The 14,980-nt window shown below is 34.9% G+C and carries 18 protein-coding genes and 1 pseudogene; 7 read left to right on the top strand and 12 right to left on the bottom strand.

Annotated elements, in window-relative coordinates; all coding sequences use genetic code 11:
• From A9Q68_RS10255 to A9Q68_RS10270, 4 genes and pseudogenes are all read right to left on the bottom strand, one after another.
• Positions 1-194 (bottom strand): annotated as a pseudogene (locus tag A9Q68_RS10255) (hypothetical protein); the annotation flags it as partial.
• On the bottom strand, positions 191-418 hold the full coding sequence (locus tag A9Q68_RS10260) for a hypothetical protein (RefSeq protein ID WP_071794606.1): 228 nt from the start codon (positions 416-418) through the stop codon (positions 191-193). The pseudogene A9Q68_RS10255 and the gene A9Q68_RS10260, both read right to left, overlap by 4 nt.
• Complete coding sequence (locus A9Q68_RS10265; protein ID WP_071794607.1) at positions 411-779, bottom strand: DnaD domain-containing protein; 369 nt, start codon at positions 777-779, stop codon at positions 411-413. The genes A9Q68_RS10260 and A9Q68_RS10265 overlap by 8 nt, the downstream gene beginning before the upstream one ends.
• Before the next feature lie 140 nt (positions 780-919).
• The gene (locus A9Q68_RS10270; RefSeq protein ID WP_338061961.1) at positions 920-1,186 is read right to left on the bottom strand and encodes a helix-turn-helix domain-containing protein; all 267 of its coding nucleotides are present in this window, start codon (positions 1,184-1,186) and stop codon (positions 920-922) included.
• A 150-nt stretch (positions 1,187-1,336) separates the two neighbouring features.
• Between A9Q68_RS10270 and A9Q68_RS10275 the strand changes: the two genes are divergently transcribed.
• Positions 1,337-1,840 carry a hypothetical protein gene (locus A9Q68_RS10275; protein WP_071794608.1) on the top strand — a complete coding sequence of 168 codons (504 nt, stop codon included), beginning with the start codon at positions 1,337-1,339 and terminating at the stop codon, positions 1,838-1,840.
• Between the two features lie 69 nt (positions 1,841-1,909).
• On the opposite strand, the gene A9Q68_RS10280 is transcribed toward A9Q68_RS10275, so the two are convergent.
• From A9Q68_RS10280 to A9Q68_RS10295, 4 genes are all read right to left on the bottom strand, one after another.
• Positions 1,910-2,140, bottom strand: coding sequence for a hypothetical protein (locus A9Q68_RS10280; protein WP_071794609.1), 231 nt, complete (start codon positions 2,138-2,140; stop codon positions 1,910-1,912).
• 34 nt (positions 2,141-2,174) lie between these two features.
• On the bottom strand, positions 2,175-2,429 hold the full coding sequence (locus tag A9Q68_RS10285; protein ID WP_071794610.1) for a helix-turn-helix transcriptional regulator: 255 nt from the start codon (positions 2,427-2,429) through the stop codon (positions 2,175-2,177).
• Positions 2,430-2,502: 73 nt separating this feature from the next.
• The gene (locus A9Q68_RS10290) at positions 2,503-2,706 is read right to left on the bottom strand and encodes a helix-turn-helix domain-containing protein (protein WP_071794611.1); all 204 of its coding nucleotides are present in this window, start codon (positions 2,704-2,706) and stop codon (positions 2,503-2,505) included.
• Positions 2,707-2,742: 36 nt separating this feature from the next.
• Positions 2,743-2,937, bottom strand: a complete 195-nt coding sequence (locus A9Q68_RS10295; protein ID WP_071794612.1) for a helix-turn-helix domain-containing protein — start codon at positions 2,935-2,937, stop codon at positions 2,743-2,745.
• Between the two features lie 69 nt (positions 2,938-3,006).
• Here A9Q68_RS10295 and A9Q68_RS10300 point away from each other — a divergent pair, with 69 nt between their 5' ends.
• The 4 genes from A9Q68_RS10300 (at position 3,007) to A9Q68_RS10315 (ending at position 7,241) form a co-directional block, all read left to right on the top strand.
• Entirely contained in the window at positions 3,007-3,351 is a 345-nt protein-coding gene (locus A9Q68_RS10300; protein ID WP_071794613.1) for a hypothetical protein, read from the top strand.
• 319 nt (positions 3,352-3,670) lie between these two features.
• Positions 3,671-4,462 (top strand): XRE family transcriptional regulator, encoded by a 792-nt coding sequence (locus tag A9Q68_RS10305; protein WP_071794614.1) that lies wholly within the window; start codon positions 3,671-3,673, stop codon positions 4,460-4,462.
• A 62-nt stretch (positions 4,463-4,524) separates the two neighbouring features.
• Positions 4,525-5,886: an SNIPE associated domain-containing protein gene (locus A9Q68_RS10310; protein WP_071794615.1), complete on the top strand. Its 1,362-nt coding sequence runs from the start codon at positions 4,525-4,527 to the stop codon at positions 5,884-5,886.
• A 182-nt stretch (positions 5,887-6,068) separates the two neighbouring features.
• Positions 6,069-7,241, top strand: a complete 1,173-nt coding sequence (locus tag A9Q68_RS10315; RefSeq protein WP_071794616.1) for a tyrosine-type recombinase/integrase — start codon at positions 6,069-6,071, stop codon at positions 7,239-7,241.
• 160 nt (positions 7,242-7,401) lie between these two features.
• Here the strand turns inward: A9Q68_RS10315 and A9Q68_RS10320 are convergent, their stop codons facing one another.
• The 4 genes from A9Q68_RS10320 to A9Q68_RS10335 form a co-directional block, all read right to left on the bottom strand.
• Positions 7,402-8,580, bottom strand: coding sequence for a glycosyltransferase family 4 protein (locus tag A9Q68_RS10320; protein WP_071794617.1), 1,179 nt, complete (start codon positions 8,578-8,580; stop codon positions 7,402-7,404).
• Positions 8,581-8,584: 4 nt separating this feature from the next.
• On the bottom strand, positions 8,585-9,346 hold the full coding sequence (gene mecA, locus A9Q68_RS10325) for an adaptor protein MecA (RefSeq protein ID WP_071794618.1): 762 nt from the start codon (positions 9,344-9,346) through the stop codon (positions 8,585-8,587).
• A 160-nt stretch (positions 9,347-9,506) separates the two neighbouring features.
• Positions 9,507-10,346: an undecaprenyl-diphosphate phosphatase gene (locus A9Q68_RS10330; RefSeq protein WP_071794619.1), complete on the bottom strand. Its 840-nt coding sequence runs from the start codon at positions 10,344-10,346 to the stop codon at positions 9,507-9,509.
• A gap of 102 nt (positions 10,347-10,448) precedes the next feature.
• Positions 10,449-12,356, bottom strand: coding sequence for a DUF2207 domain-containing protein (locus tag A9Q68_RS10335; protein ID WP_071794620.1), 1,908 nt, complete (start codon positions 12,354-12,356; stop codon positions 10,449-10,451).
• Between the two features lie 191 nt (positions 12,357-12,547).
• Here A9Q68_RS10335 and A9Q68_RS10340 point away from each other — a divergent pair, with 191 nt between their 5' ends.
• Positions 12,548-14,119, top strand: a complete 1,572-nt coding sequence (locus A9Q68_RS10340; RefSeq protein WP_071794621.1) for an ABC transporter substrate-binding protein/permease — start codon at positions 12,548-12,550, stop codon at positions 14,117-14,119.
• Positions 14,112-14,852, top strand: a complete 741-nt coding sequence (locus A9Q68_RS10345) for an amino acid ABC transporter ATP-binding protein (RefSeq protein ID WP_071794622.1) — start codon at positions 14,112-14,114, stop codon at positions 14,850-14,852. The genes A9Q68_RS10340 and A9Q68_RS10345 overlap by 8 nt, the downstream gene beginning before the upstream one ends.
• Positions 14,853-14,980: the final 128 nt, after the last annotated feature.

Genomic DNA, 14,980 nt, shown 5'->3' on the forward strand with positions numbered 1-14,980 from the left:
CCACCGTCTTTTTCTTTAATGGCACATACTGGAATTCCTTTGTGAATAAGCGACTCGACAGTTTTCTCAACTTGCCGTTTGCTCATTCCAAAAACTCGCTCAAACTCTTTTCTTGGTCGTGGATGTTCCATTCCGTGAGGAATAAAACAGAAAAATCGCAATTCTAAACTCGTTAATTTATCTTTTAATTTCAAATCACTTTCCTCATTCTTTCATATCTGATTTTGTTGACTTCATCTGTCGTCATGCCTTTTGAGTATGCATATAAATTGATCCAGTTAAAATCAGGCTTTACACCGTTTATTTCTTTATTGGCTGCACGATATTCAACAAATTTGTCATAATTTTGTCTTGTAATTTCTGCCCCAAACTCTTTTTTTATGAGTTTTGAAAATTCTTTAAATAGCAAATCATTCATAGTTATTACCTAATGCAAATTCTAAGAAGTCAGGGTCTTTGTAATCAGGATTTGACCACTCCGGAATATTTGACCCTATTTGCTTTTGAAATTTACCTTGTTTTTTGTTTTCAAATTCAAGTCTTGAAATTTCTACTTTTTCAACAGTATCAATACCATTTGCTTTCCAGTTATTAAGCACTCTATTCAAGTACCTGGTATTTTTTGCGTTATAGATAACTGTTTCTTTCAAGGCTTCGTTTATTACCTCAACCGGCATATTGTCTTCATCAATCCATTTTTCAATATCTTCTATCTCAAATGGAGAAATGAGACGCATCCAGTTTTTTTGAAAGTTTTCGAATAATGTTTTTTTATCCATCTTTAGCCTCTCTAGCAGCTGCTCCTTATTTGTTGTTAGTATTTATTTATTATTAGTATTTATTGTTAGTTAGTATTTATTAGTTGTTTAATTTGTTGATTAGCAATTTGCTAATGTGCAATTTGCTAATGTGCAAATCACTAAGTAGCAAATTTGGTTTTTAACTGTTCAAACATTTCATCACTGATAGTTCTATCAGAACAAAAACGGTATACTTCTGTTCCGTATCTACCGCCAAGAGATTTGCGATAAGTTCTTATATATCCATGTTTTTCTAAAACTTTTAGCTGAGACCTGACAGCAGACACGCTATCTTGAGATCTCCTAGCTAATTCTTCAGGGTATACACGCCACTCATCGGCATTTCTTAATATTGTCAGCAATAGGCCTTTTTCTTTGTTGAACAACCTCGTGTCATCTACAAACTCATTGCTTACTGCCGTGTAACTACTTGTCGTGTTTTTGAAATATGTATTGCATTAAATGTTTACCTCCTAAAATGATATTTTCTTTAAGTTTGTATGTGGTATAATTGAAATAAAAATGTTGAGGTTGAGATGAGTAACATTTTAAATTCATGGGATTTCTGGAATACTCTAATTGCTTCTCTAGCATTAATGGTTGCGCTCTATTCTGTTTGGTATACACGTAAAAGGGATAGAGTTTCTCTTGAGATAATAAATACTTGGTACGAAGAACCAGAAGGAAATCCTTTTTTTATAGGTTTTAATATATTTAATAATTCTTCTACTGCTATCCGGATAACGAATGTTGAATTGCTAAATCTTGATAATAGCCCAGCGAGTGTTATCGATGGATACGAGTATAAGTCTCCCGAGGATAATAATTATTGGTTATCTCCAGCATTTAATTTTAATCAATTTCAACAAGAGGTTGCATTTAAAGAAGATGAGATAATACCATCAAATAAAGATACTCATTTCAAATATTACTTGAACCCTTTTTCTCCTGATATGAAAATCAAAGTTACTGCTGATCGGCCTATTAACCGCTGGTCCAAGTCAAAAACATTTTTAGTTCATTTTGTTAAGTCTGATTAAAATAATAATGTTCATAATAAGATGTATTAGTAATAAAATAAAAATAGCCACTTGCATAATGTCCTCCTCCTAAAATGGTTTATCTACGCCCCAAGTTTTCTTTCCGCACGAACCTTTTGTCGGAGGTTCGATAAAGTCAGTTCTTTTTGGTTTTTCGACTTTTCGAATAACTAAGTTATTGTCTATTACTGTTTGCATTGTTCGCTCAATCGTTTTTTGATTGCTATTGCGATTGCCTAAGTAAGCTATTACCGCAATTCCAATCAGGATGATTAGTGCAGTCATTGGATTTTCTGTCATTTTCTACTCCTCTTATAAGACCCGTCCAGAAGTCTTAATAGTTACCGTTTAACCAAGCTAATACTTCAGCTTTTTTCCACCGCTTTGCTGGTAGTTCTTTTGGAAATGTAGGATCATAACGGTAATAGTTATCAAATGTGGTCGGACTAAGGTTCATTTTGTTGCAAACTTCTTCCCTCGTCCAAAGCGTTGCATTTAATTCTTCAGTCTTTAATCGGACAATGTCATTAGTCACAGATTCAATCTGTTCTCTTATCCAGTCAGATAATTTTTTGAAAATATCGTCCATTTTTCCCCTTTCGTGGTATAATACTTGTAAATTAATTTTGTTCTGAGTCCGATTGCCGTCGGACTTTTTTGTGTTATCTGAATTCGTCTAAACTGACATCAAGTGCATTAGCGATTTTTCCCATTTTTGCGAAACCAGGGTCATGATTTTTAATATTTTCGATATTTCTACGACCAAGACCTGTTATCTCTCCTAGTGATTCTATTGACTGGTTTTTATCTTTCAAAATTTTTTTGAATTTTTGCCAGTCAACCCCAAAATATTGTGTTTTTTCCATTTGATTTCCTTTATGTTTTTGTTTAACGTGTTAAACTTATTGGTTAAAAAAATATCCAACTTTTACTTCTAAGGCGTTAGCTAATTTTTTTAAAGTGCTTAATTTTACTGTTGTTGATTTTTGTGTTTCAAGAAGCGAAATGGTTGTTCTGGAAACTCCTGATTTGTCCGCAAGTTCTTCTTGCGACATATTTTTTTCTTCTCGCAATTCTTTTATTGCAATTTTTTCCAAATGTTTTCTCCTTTCTATTTATTAAAGTTTATTTTGGTAGTATAATCATCTCGAAAGGAGGTGATTAAGATGGATAATTTAACAAATGATGCTAAGTTTTTAATTAGTTCAATGTATGCTACTTATATCAAACGTCGCAAAGAAAATGTCTCCAAAGAAGAATCAAGAAATTTTCAAAGCATAGATTATATCAAAGAAAATATTATGCCAGAATGGACGTATGACGATATTTTAGATACATGTTTTGAACTAAAACGTCATGGTTATATTTCTGGAACAGCTGGTAATGATACTTTATATTTAGTAAGCATTACAACTGATGCTATTGCAGAATTAGAGGTTAGCTTCAAGGACAAGTTGGACGTTGTACTTGATTATGTTGGAAAAATTAAAAATCTTATTCCTTTTATTTAGGTTTTTTCATCATTCCGAATGGGTCGTCTTGGATATCTTTTAGGAGAGTTTCCATTTGTTCCATTTTTTATTTTAATTCTTCTCGATGAGAATTTTGAGCTTTGAATTCAGTTGCAATGGATCCAAGGCTTTTTGCGATACTTGATAAAATTTCTTTCATAACTTCTCCTCCTTTCTAATTTTTAGATTTATTAGCTTTCTTAAGCTTGAGTTTAGTTTAACACGTTAAACGTAACTTGTCAAGCGTATTAAACAAAAAATATTGATTTTTTTATTTTTACGTTGTATAATAGATTAAACAATATAAGGAGGGTTTATTTTGAAGCTTGGAGAAATAATAAAAGAATATAGAGACGAACACAAACTATCTATGGATGCATTTGCTAAGAAGTCGGGTATGACAAAAGGCTATATTTCAATGCTTGAAAAAAATGAACATCCCAAATCAAAAAAACCAATCATACCTACTAATGAAACAATTTCAAAAGTAGCTAAAGGAATAGGTGTTGATATTGATACGATTTTAGAAAAATTAGACCCCGAACAAGAAATTCAAATGAATGTTTCTCCAAAAGATATGAGCAAGAAAACTCCTTCTAACATCACACCTCTCCTATCTTCTCAACCTGAAATCACACAAATCTACAACACACTTAGTCAAGACAGTAAAACTAAACTTCTTAAATATGCTAAATTACTCCAAGAAGCTGATAGTATTGAATACTATGAAGTTATCGCAACTACTAAATTATCAGCTGGTCTTGGATATGCTTTCAATGAATACGACCAAGAACGTGTTTATGTTGCTAACAGACCGCCTAAGCACGATTTAGCGTCATTTGTTTATGGAGACTCAATGGAGCCTAAATTCCAAAGCGGTGAGCTTGTTTATTTAGTTGATAAGGGTCTATCTAGCTACGACGGGGAAATTTGTGCTGTTGCTTATGACGGAGATACATTTATCAAGAGAGTGTATACAGAAGCTGGAAAATTAAGATTAGTTTCACTCAATCCTAAGTATGAAGATATTATTATTGACTTTCCGCCTGCGGATGGCGAATTCATTCGCATTTATGAGGTTGTTGGATCAGATATGACCGTACCAATTTAAAAACCACCGCAATGAAGCGATGGTCATTGAAGAATTTAAAAATTTAATTTGAGGTGATAAAAATGAACAATGAAAGTAACACAAAACTACCATTTTATTACAGAATTTGGTTTATATCAATATTATTTTTGATTGCACCAGCAACACTATATATAACAGCAATTTTAGGAGCTGGTTTAATGGTTCAATTTAGACGAGAATACCTAATGGTTTCTGGAGATTTGGCTATTAAGTATAAAGAATTCGAAGAGTCTAAAATAACAGCAGATGAGATTAGAGAAGAAGCTAATACATATCGTGAGAATGTAAAAAATGAAGCTGATAAATATAAAAGAGATATTGAAGACTCTCTTGAAGAAATAAAAAGAGAGAAAGCTGAAATTGATTTATATATTTCAGAAAAAGCTGATCAATCTCTGTTTGCTCAAACTACTGTTGATTTTACAGACGGTATTACATCAAATGAAATAAAAAACACTTTATCAATGCAACAGCTTGAAGAAAAACAAATAATAAAAGATGGACTTGCCGTATTAGATAGTGGTCGAAATACAAAATCAAGCTTTAACAAACAATCAAAACAGCTATTACGTGCCTTTAATTCAGAAGCTGATTACTATCTATCAAATGTAACCATTAAAAATGTTGATAATTTTAGAAATAAGATTTCAAAAGCTTATGAAACATTAAATAAGATGTTTGAAATTGATAATGTTCAATTGAACCAAAAGTTACTAACTTCTAAATTAAAACAGCTTGATATCATGTATCAGTATCAAAGACAAATTGAAGTTGAAAAAGAATTATTAAAAGCTCAAAAAGAAGAGATTAGAGAGCAACAAAAAGTTGAAAAAGAAATACAAGATCAAAAGAGAAAGATTGAAAAGGAAGAACAACAATTTAATAATGAGATAAATAAATTGTTGAAATACTTAAATGGCGCAAATAACGAAGTTGAACAAAACATTTATGCTGATAAAATAAAAGAGTTAGAAGAAAAAATAAAACTATTAGAGAAAGACAAACAAAATGTATTAGAAAGGGAGTCCAACACTAGAGCTGGGTATGTTTACATTATTTCTAATATAGGTTCATTTGGTGAGAATGTATATAAGATTGGTATGACAAGAAGACTTGAACCGATGGATAGAATAAATGAGCTTGGTAGTGCGTCTGTTCCATTCCCATTTGATGTACATGCATTAATTTTTAGTGAGGATGCACCTCATCTAGAAAATACCCTTCATAATTATTTTAGAGATAAGGAATTAAATAAAGTAAATACTCGTAAAGAGTTCTTTAAAGTTGATTTACAAGAAATCAAAGAAGTGGTACTAAAAGAGCATAATAACACCGTACATTTTACAGATTTAGCTGTGGCAGAACAATACTACGAATCAATTAAAAATGATACAGCGGCTTAAATAAAAAAAGACCTACACAGCGCCGGCAAGCAAACGTGTAGGTCAAGTTGAAAATAGTAAAAACCTTACTTTTCGTAGGTCTTTTTACTATACCCATTTTACCACAAAAAAGGGGGTGATGCCAATCCTTTCACAAAACAAGACCCGTCCAAAAGTCAAAACTATGAAAGGAAACTTTAAAAATGAAATATAATAAAACTAAATACCCAAATATCTTTTGGTATAAAACCACTAAAGGAAAATTCTTCTACATCAGGCGTAGCTATTTTATTAATGGTGCTAAAAAAGAAGTCACTAAAAGCAAGATTCGCACATTGGCTGAAGCTCGTTCTACTCTTGCTGATATTGAGTTAAAAATAGATAACAATGAATTTGCCTATAACAAGAATTTAACTGTTGATCAATACTGGGAGATATACTGTGACAATAGAATGAAAACTGGTTCTTGGGCACCTGATACGGAATATAATAAACTTAGCATTTACAATAACAACATCAAAGAGTATTTGGGAAATACTAGAATGCGAGATATTTATAGGATTGAGTATGAAAATCATATGAATGCAATGCTAAAATCAAAAGCAAGAACATCAGTCGTCCAAATTCACGGCGTCTTAAATGCCATGCTTAATCACGCAGTCACTAACAAAATGCTTGATGACAATCCTATTAATGGAATTCACATAGGTAAGAGTGAAATCAAACGGAGAAACAAAAGGTTATCACTTAAAGATTTTAACACTTGGAATAATTGTGCCAAGGAAATACTAGATGATTTCAGCTATTCAATGTTGCTGATTACTTATTTTGGAGCAAGGCAAAGTGAGGTTGCTGGGATAAAAATAGGGTGTATTGACACAATGAATTCTGGTAAAGTAAGGATAATGTTAAATGGCTCAAGGACAAGGCTAAGGAAATCAGCTAACAATATGAAGACTGAAGGTTCAGAACGTTATATGGTACTAGACGTAGAATCTTCAAAATACATTTTAGCAGCAGTTGATCACGCCAAGAAATTTGCAATGAAATTCAATAGGATTTTAGGCCCTGATGATTATTTGTTTATTGTTGACTACAAGAAAGCAAAGAAAAAAAGCTTAGGGAAGCCAATCCGCCCTGATAGAATCGGAGTTCTGTTTGATATCGTTAGCGAGAAATGCGGCATCCATGTTTCTCCACACATGATGAGGCACTTCTTCGCCACTCAGGGACAGATTGCAGGTGTGCCAGTAGAACATATGGCAACAGCTCTTGGACACACTACAAGCTACATGACGGCAAAATACACACATATTAAAGACGAAGTGTCAGAAAGTGTCTCAGATAGCTTTGTCAATGCTATTAATTTGGGTTAAAAACTCCCCGACATTCTCCCCGACCTATTTTGAATATATATGATTTTATATATCTATATTTTCATATCATAAAAAACAAAAAGCCTTTAGATTAGCTTTTTTTGAGTATATAAACTAATAAAAATTCTTATTACGTTTTATAACAAAAAAAGTGAAATGTTTATACTACGGCGTTTGGAGCATGTCTCCCCGACTTTTCCCCGACTTCTGGTTGACGGCGAAAATCACTATTACCCATAAATTTCAGTAAATTAAAGAGTGGCGTCCGTTTTTCACCCCAAATTTCCAATCCTTCAATCAGAACTTCTAGTCCAAATAAAAGCCCAAACATCAGCAGAACTCCACCAATACGACTCGAAACATTCAATAAGAGGGAAATCAAGGAGAAGAGCATGGCAATACCATAAACTACAAGCACAGCACCACGATGGGTGAAGCCCATTGAAAGCAAACGGTGATGTAAGTGCATTTTGTCAGGTTCGTAGAATTTTTTTCCTGATAAACTCCTTCGGATAATCGCTACCGCAGTATCCATAATTGGTACCCCGAGAATGATGACCGGGGTTACAACAACAACCGCGGTTGCATTCTTCAGACCTTGCAATGACAAGACACCAATCATAAAACCGATGAAAAGAGCTCCGGTATCACCCAGATAAATCATAGCTGGGTGATAATTATAAGGGAAAAAGCCAACAATTGAGGCAATTAATATCAGGATGGTGACCGTTAAAAAAAAGTCAGGCTGAGGCAAAAAGAAGTAAGAAACAATAGCCATGGTTAAAAGGCTAATGATTGACACTCCAGAAACCAAACCGTCCAAGCCATCAATTAGATTAATGGCATTTGTAATGGAGACAATCCAAAGAATGGTTAAGATAAAGGTCACAAAGGTGCCAAAATGCAATAAAGGACCACCAAATGGAACCTTGAAACTATCAAATCGAAATTCTGTAAAGGCCCAAATAATGCTAGCACCAAAAAAAATGCCAAGCATTTTTAAGCGAGGACTGATCTCAAATAAGTCATCAATATAACCGGTCAAGGTTACCATTAAGGCACCCATGACAACCGGGAAAACATAAACAAAATAACTTTGTTTGTCTATTAATATCGATTCTGAAACTTTAGGCATTAAAATGAGAGTCGTGATGAAAAAGGAAATAAAAATAGCTAGTCCACCACTACTTGGCATGGTTACCTTATTGACCCTTCTGGCATTGGGTTCATCTACTGCTCCAACTTTAAAGGCTAGTAGACGAACCAGTGGGGTTAAGAATAAGGAGATCAGTAAGGCCCCTATTAGGATCAGAACATAATCAAATGTAAATGGAAACATTCTTTCACACCAATTCAATCTCTTTCAATTGTTCTACTGCTTGATCTTCAAGCAAGAGTGTAGCATGTTCTTGTAAATAGGCTCTCGTTTTCGTTCCTGGTAAAGCATGTTCAATCAAGCGCGCATATATAATATTCGCAAAATAAGGCGCTTGATTTTGAACATCAATTAAGATGGTCATGTGATAGCGGTTTGCATCTTTATATAATTCAGAAGCTTCAATAGGGAAATTAACTGTTTTGGCAAAGAGCACTGCTTCTTCAATTGAAAGAAAATCAAAAACATAATGAACATAATCCAAAGGTTCAATCGTATCTTCAACCTTTTGTTCAGTAGCGTCACTTACTTTTGCTTGATTCGCTTCTACAGCTTCTTCTAATATCTCTTCAATTTTTTCCAATTTTTCATGAGCATTGACATCGCCTTTTTCCATCATGCTTTTTTCAATGGTTTTGAAAAAATCTTCTGGAGTCATTTGCGAAACATCTCCTAAATCAGCCAGGTCCTCAAAATCAATTTCCTTAGAAAGTTCAGATTTTGTCACGAAGACATCTAGGCGGTCTTTACGAGGTGTCACTCTGAAACTCAACATGCCACTATCTTTAAAGTTTTCTGGAAGATCTAATTCATCCATAACATTATAGAAAAATTCTTCCGTTTTTTCTTGAGGAATCAAGAAATCTTTTAATTCCATTCCTCTTTCTTCTAAATCATCCATACTAATTGTAATTTTTAGCGTCGTTTCGCTGATTTGTTTCATTTCCATAGTATATACCTCGCACGCGTAGTCATTCTATTATACTCGAAAAGCAGAAATTTCGCAATTTTGTGATTGATCCCAAGTTGGAACACGGCCTTTTACTTTATTTTTCCATCAAACACTTGGATACAAAGAAAAGAAAAAGCCCTCAAAAGAGGGCGTGTTATTAAACAAATAGGGTAATAAAGAAATAAATGATTAGGAGACTTCCTAAGACAATCCGATATTTCCCAAAAATGGTAAAGTCATGTTTTTTAACATAATCCGTCAAGAATTTAATGGCTAGTAGACTGACAACAAAAGCTGTTAAACTAGCAACTAATAAGATTAGCAACTGGCTAAAGCCTAAAACATTTCCCTTAATAAAGAATTTGACAACTTTTAAGAGACTTGCTCCAAACATGACTGGTATTCCTAAGAAGAAAGTGAACTCGGTAGCGACAGTTCGGCTAGTACCAAGTAAAATCCCACCTAAAATGGTTGCACCTGAACGACTTGTACCTGGAATGATACTTAAAACTTGGAATAACCCAATAAAGAGAGCTGTCTTGTATGACATTTTAGCAAGACTTGTAATTTCTGGCTCGATATTCTCATGGCGTTTTTCAATCCAAATGAAGGCAACCCCATAAATAATCAACATCAAGGCAACAGTGATAAAGTTGTAAAAATGAGCATTAAACCAATTATCAAGTGGCATGCCAATAACAACTACTGGTAAAATAGCAATTAATACTTTCAACCACAATTGCCAAGTCAGACGAACTTCCACTGCCGTCTTACCTGGTTGAAAAGGGTTTAAGCGTTTAAAATAAATCACAATAACGGCAACGATGGCACCAAGTTGAATGACAACATTAAACATTTCAATGAAAGCTGCATTCTGTTGTAACTTCACAAATTCTTCAACTAGAATTAAATGTCCGGTACTTGAGATTGGTAGCCATTCCGTAATACCCTCAATAATACCAAAAAAGATAGCTTTTAAAATTTCAAAAAATAACATAATTACTCCTCATTTTCAATAGAACTATTGTAACAGATTCTAGCTGAAAATGTTAGTTTGGTGAATAAAAATTAAATTGTAAACAATAGTAGACTGACTAAGTTAGAAAGCACCACCACCGCCTCCGCCGCCTCCGCCGGAGAAGCCACCACCTGAGAAGCCACCTGAACTACTTCCCGATGAAACGCTAAAGTGACTAGCATTTGTCGCCGCCATACTGGAGCTAGTCAAATTATTAGTCATACCATACATAAAGGGATGAATCTGAGAGTATTGATGACCCAAGTTCATATCTTCCAATTGGATACCATGAAGAATCATATATTTCTCAACTTGATCAGCAAAGCCAAACATACTAGCATAAACTAACATTCTATTCCAAACAACCAAGCTTTCAACTTCTGCTTTTTCAAAATGGTCAATGTCTTTCAGCATCTGAATAAAAGCATCCCAAGGTTGACGGGCAACTTGACCTTCTTGGGTTAAGACCCCTTGTAAAATATCACCAGTCGGTTTTTTATTGATTCTAAACATGCAAACAATAGCAATCAAGGCTAGAACAATATCAATGATCAGGTTACGACCACCAGCTACAGCCATTACATAAAAGCCAAGGCAAATAAGGACGCCAACAACGCCAACTAAGAAGAGGTTTGCCAAAGCTAAATAAGCTTTTTCTTTACCATTCATAGAACGGTAATAGTTATCACTTTCTGTTCCAATACTAATTTTAACCGAATCCGTCAGATTCCGGAAGGCACGGTTAAGTTTGTCTAAATGCTCCTGGCCACGCGCATTCATCTGGCGTTGCATCTCCTTACCTGAATATTGCTTTTTGAGCTTACGCTCAATTCCAGAATCAAAGAAATAATCCGCAAATAATTGGTTTGGTTTAAGCTTTTTCTCATCCCCAAAGGCCATGCGGACGAAGGATTTTTCAAAATCAGCCAAGTGACTCTCATCTAATAAAGTCAGATAATAGCCATCATTTTCTTTTTCCATGCTAATCGCTTTGCGATCAACCAGGTCCAATAAGGTAGCCTGAACGAGATTTTCAAAAGAAATGTCATCATCCTTGAAAGTTGACTGACTCGGGTTTAACTTGTGAAGATTTAAATGGAATATTTTTTCGGCAATAATTAATGGGGATTGGTCGCCCGGTAAGGCATAAAGGCGTTGATCTTTTTTATTGCTGTATTTATAAACAGAATTTTTAAAGAGGTTCCAACAAAATGCCGCAAGTGCAAATAAGATAGCTACTATAATATAGACATAATAATTGACAATATTATGGGCTAATTGGGTATTTTTAGCAATATTAGCTTCGGTCTTTTTAAAACTTGGCAAATAGGTTATATCTTGAGCAGGACCAGAGATAATGGCACTATCCCAATAACCGTGTAATTCGACAACACCATTGACTTCTGTAGCCTTAATATTAATTTTGTCATTATTTTTAACATGAGCACCAGATAAAAAGTAGCCACGATGCATATACATTTCTTGCTCTTTACTAGCCTTTTGACTATCAATCGTAAAATGAACCTGATCAATGGACTTATCCCAGTCTGATATTGGTTTCCAATTTAAGACAGCAATATCCTTGTATTTGTATAAGATATTATTGAGTTTCCATTTAACCACTAGTTTCACTTTGTCAGAAGAATTTCCAGCGTTATAGACCTTTAAGCGATAACCATCGCCAAGATCTTCTAAAAAAGTGCTAACCTCTACTTTTTGATCATTTCTATAGGCTTCCACTTGGGGCTCAGCTTGAATCGTAAAACCACTTGGCATATTGCCTGCTTTACCAAGACTGACGTACTGACCGCCATAACTGGTGCTAAAGATATAAGTAACCTCTTGAGTAAAGTCAGCACTATTATCCTCATTGATATGTAGATGACCTTCATAAAGCGGTATCCGATAATCAACTTCGCCCGCTGAAACAGTCCCCGTCAGGAAAGAAATAATGAAAACAAGAGCAAGTAAAAAACGTTTAATAGTCATGCAAATACCCTACTTTCTAGCTCATATTCTATCACAAAAAACAGTGTAAATAAAAGATTTACCAGTATAGAAAACGCTTATTTTTAATCATCCACCTGTATATTTTTTCACTTTTTTAGGTGAAAATGATTGAAATCACTATCCAATTACTGTAAAATAGTTGGATATATTATGAAAGATGGAGTTTTTCTATGAAAAAGCTATTACTTAGCTGCTTCGCCGCCTGTCTCTTCCTATTTGGAAATATCAGCCAAGCTCAAGCAGATTCCTATTTACGTGTCGGAATGGAAGCCGCATATGCACCATTCAACTGGACACAAGATACAAATGCCAATGGTGCGGTTCCAATCGAGGGAACTAATCAGTATGCCAATGGTTACGATGTTCAAGTCGCAAAAAAAGTTGCCAAATCACTTAATAAGAAATTATTAGTCGTTAAGACATCTTGGACTGGACTTATTCCTGCCTTAACTTCTGGCAAAATCGATATGATTGCGGCAGGAATGAGCCCTACTGAAGAACGCAAAAAAGAGATTGCCTTTTCAGATGCTTATTATACTAGTGAGCCGGTTCTCGTTGTTAAAGCAGACAGTAAATTCGCCAAGGCAAAAACTCTAGACGATTTTGCCGGAGCAAAAATCACAGCTCAACAAGGGGTTTGGCATGTCAACCTGATTCCGCAAATCAAAGGAGTTAATGCTCAAACACCAATGGGGGATTTCTCACAAATGCGTCAAGCCCTATCTTCTGGTGTCATTGACGGTTATATCTCTGAGCGACCTGAAGCCATGACCGCAGAAAATGCTAATAGTTCTTTTAAAATGGTTTCCTTAAAGAAAGGCTTCACTGTTAATGCATCCGATGCTGCTATTGCAGTTGGTATGCGCCAAGACGATAATCGTATCAATCAAGTTAATACTGTTCTTTCCACTTTATCAAACAAAGATCGCGTGGCATTGATGGACAAGATGGTTGGACTACAACCAAAAGAAAAGAAATCAGCTGATGCAGCTAAACCTTCTTTCTTTAGCCAAATGTGGACCATCGTCAAAACCAATTGGAAACAATTCCTACGCGGAACCGGATTAACCTTACTTATCTCAACCATTGGTACAATCGTGGGCTTGATGATTGGACTCTTAATCGGTATCTTCCGCACAGCTCCTAAAGCAAAAAACAAAGCTTTAGCTATCCTTCAAAAACTCTTCGGCTGGTTCCTAAATGTCTATATCGAGGTTTTCCGTGGTACACCAATGATCGTTCAATCAATGGTTATCTATTATGGAACTGCCCAAGCATTTGGTATTTCCATCGATCGCACTCTTGCAGCCATCTTTATTGTTTCTATCAATACAGGTGCATATATGACTGAAATTGTTCGCGGTGGTATCTTTGCCGTCGATAAAGGTCAGTTTGAAGCTGCAACTGCATTAGGTTTCACACATGGACAAACCATGCGTAAAATTGTACTCCCTCAAGTTATCCGCAACATCTTACCTGCAACAGGTAATGAATTTGTCATTAACATTAAAGATACATCTGTATTGAACGTTATTTCAGTTGTGGAACTTTATTTCTCAGGAAATACTGTAGCGACACAAAACTATCAATACTTCCAAACCTTCTCAGTTATTGCCGTCATCTACTTTGTCCTAACCTTTACAGTTACCCGTATCTTACGTTACATCGAGCGCCGCCTTGATCATGATACTTACACAACCGGTGCTAACCAAATGCAAGTAGCGGAGGTCAAAAATGTCTAATCCAATTATTGAAATCAAACATTTAAAAAAATCCTATGGCCAAAACCAAGTCTTAAAAGATATCTCTTTATCCGTTCATAAAGGTGAGGTTATCTCTATCATTGGTTCCTCAGGATCAGGAAAGTCAACACTTCTACGCTCTATTAATCTTTTAGAAGAGCCAAGCGATGGACAAGTCTTATTCCATGGCGAAAACGTCCTTGCTGATAATTACAATCTCAGCCATTATCGCGAAAAATTAGGCATGGTCTTCCAATCCTTTAATCTTTTTGAAAATCTTAATGTTTTGGAAAATGCTATTGTTGCCCAGACAACAGTCTTGAAGCGAAATCGTACAGAGGCAGAAAAAATTGCTAAAGAAAACCTTAATGCCGTAGGCATGACTGAACAATATTGGAATGCCAAACCAAAACAGTTATCCGGCGGACAAAAACAGAGGGTGGCAATTGCTCGTGCCCTTTCTGTCAATCCTGAAGCCATGCTTTTTGACGAGCCAACGTCAGCCCTGGACCCAGAAATGGTTGGTGAAGTATTAAAAACCATGCAGGACTTAGCAAAATCAGGTTTAACTATGATTATCGTTACCCATGAGATGGACTTTGCTAAAGACGTTTCTAATCGCGTTATCTTTATGGATAAAGGAGTCATTGCTGAAGAAGGGACTCCTCAAGAAATCTTTGAAAATCCTAAAGAAGAAAGAACCAAAGAGTTCCTACAACGCTTCTTAAAATAAATGTAATCTATTCCTTAACAAAGACTTGTATCAAAAATGAAACCAGGAAAGCTATCCTGGTTTTATTTTTTAAAAAATACTTTACTGGTTAAGCATTTTGTGTTATACTATCATTTGTTAACGTTAAT

This window comes from Streptococcus bovimastitidis, assembly GCF_001885095.1.
In the GTDB taxonomy this organism is placed as follows: Bacteria; Bacillota; Bacilli; order Lactobacillales; family Streptococcaceae; genus Streptococcus; species Streptococcus bovimastitidis.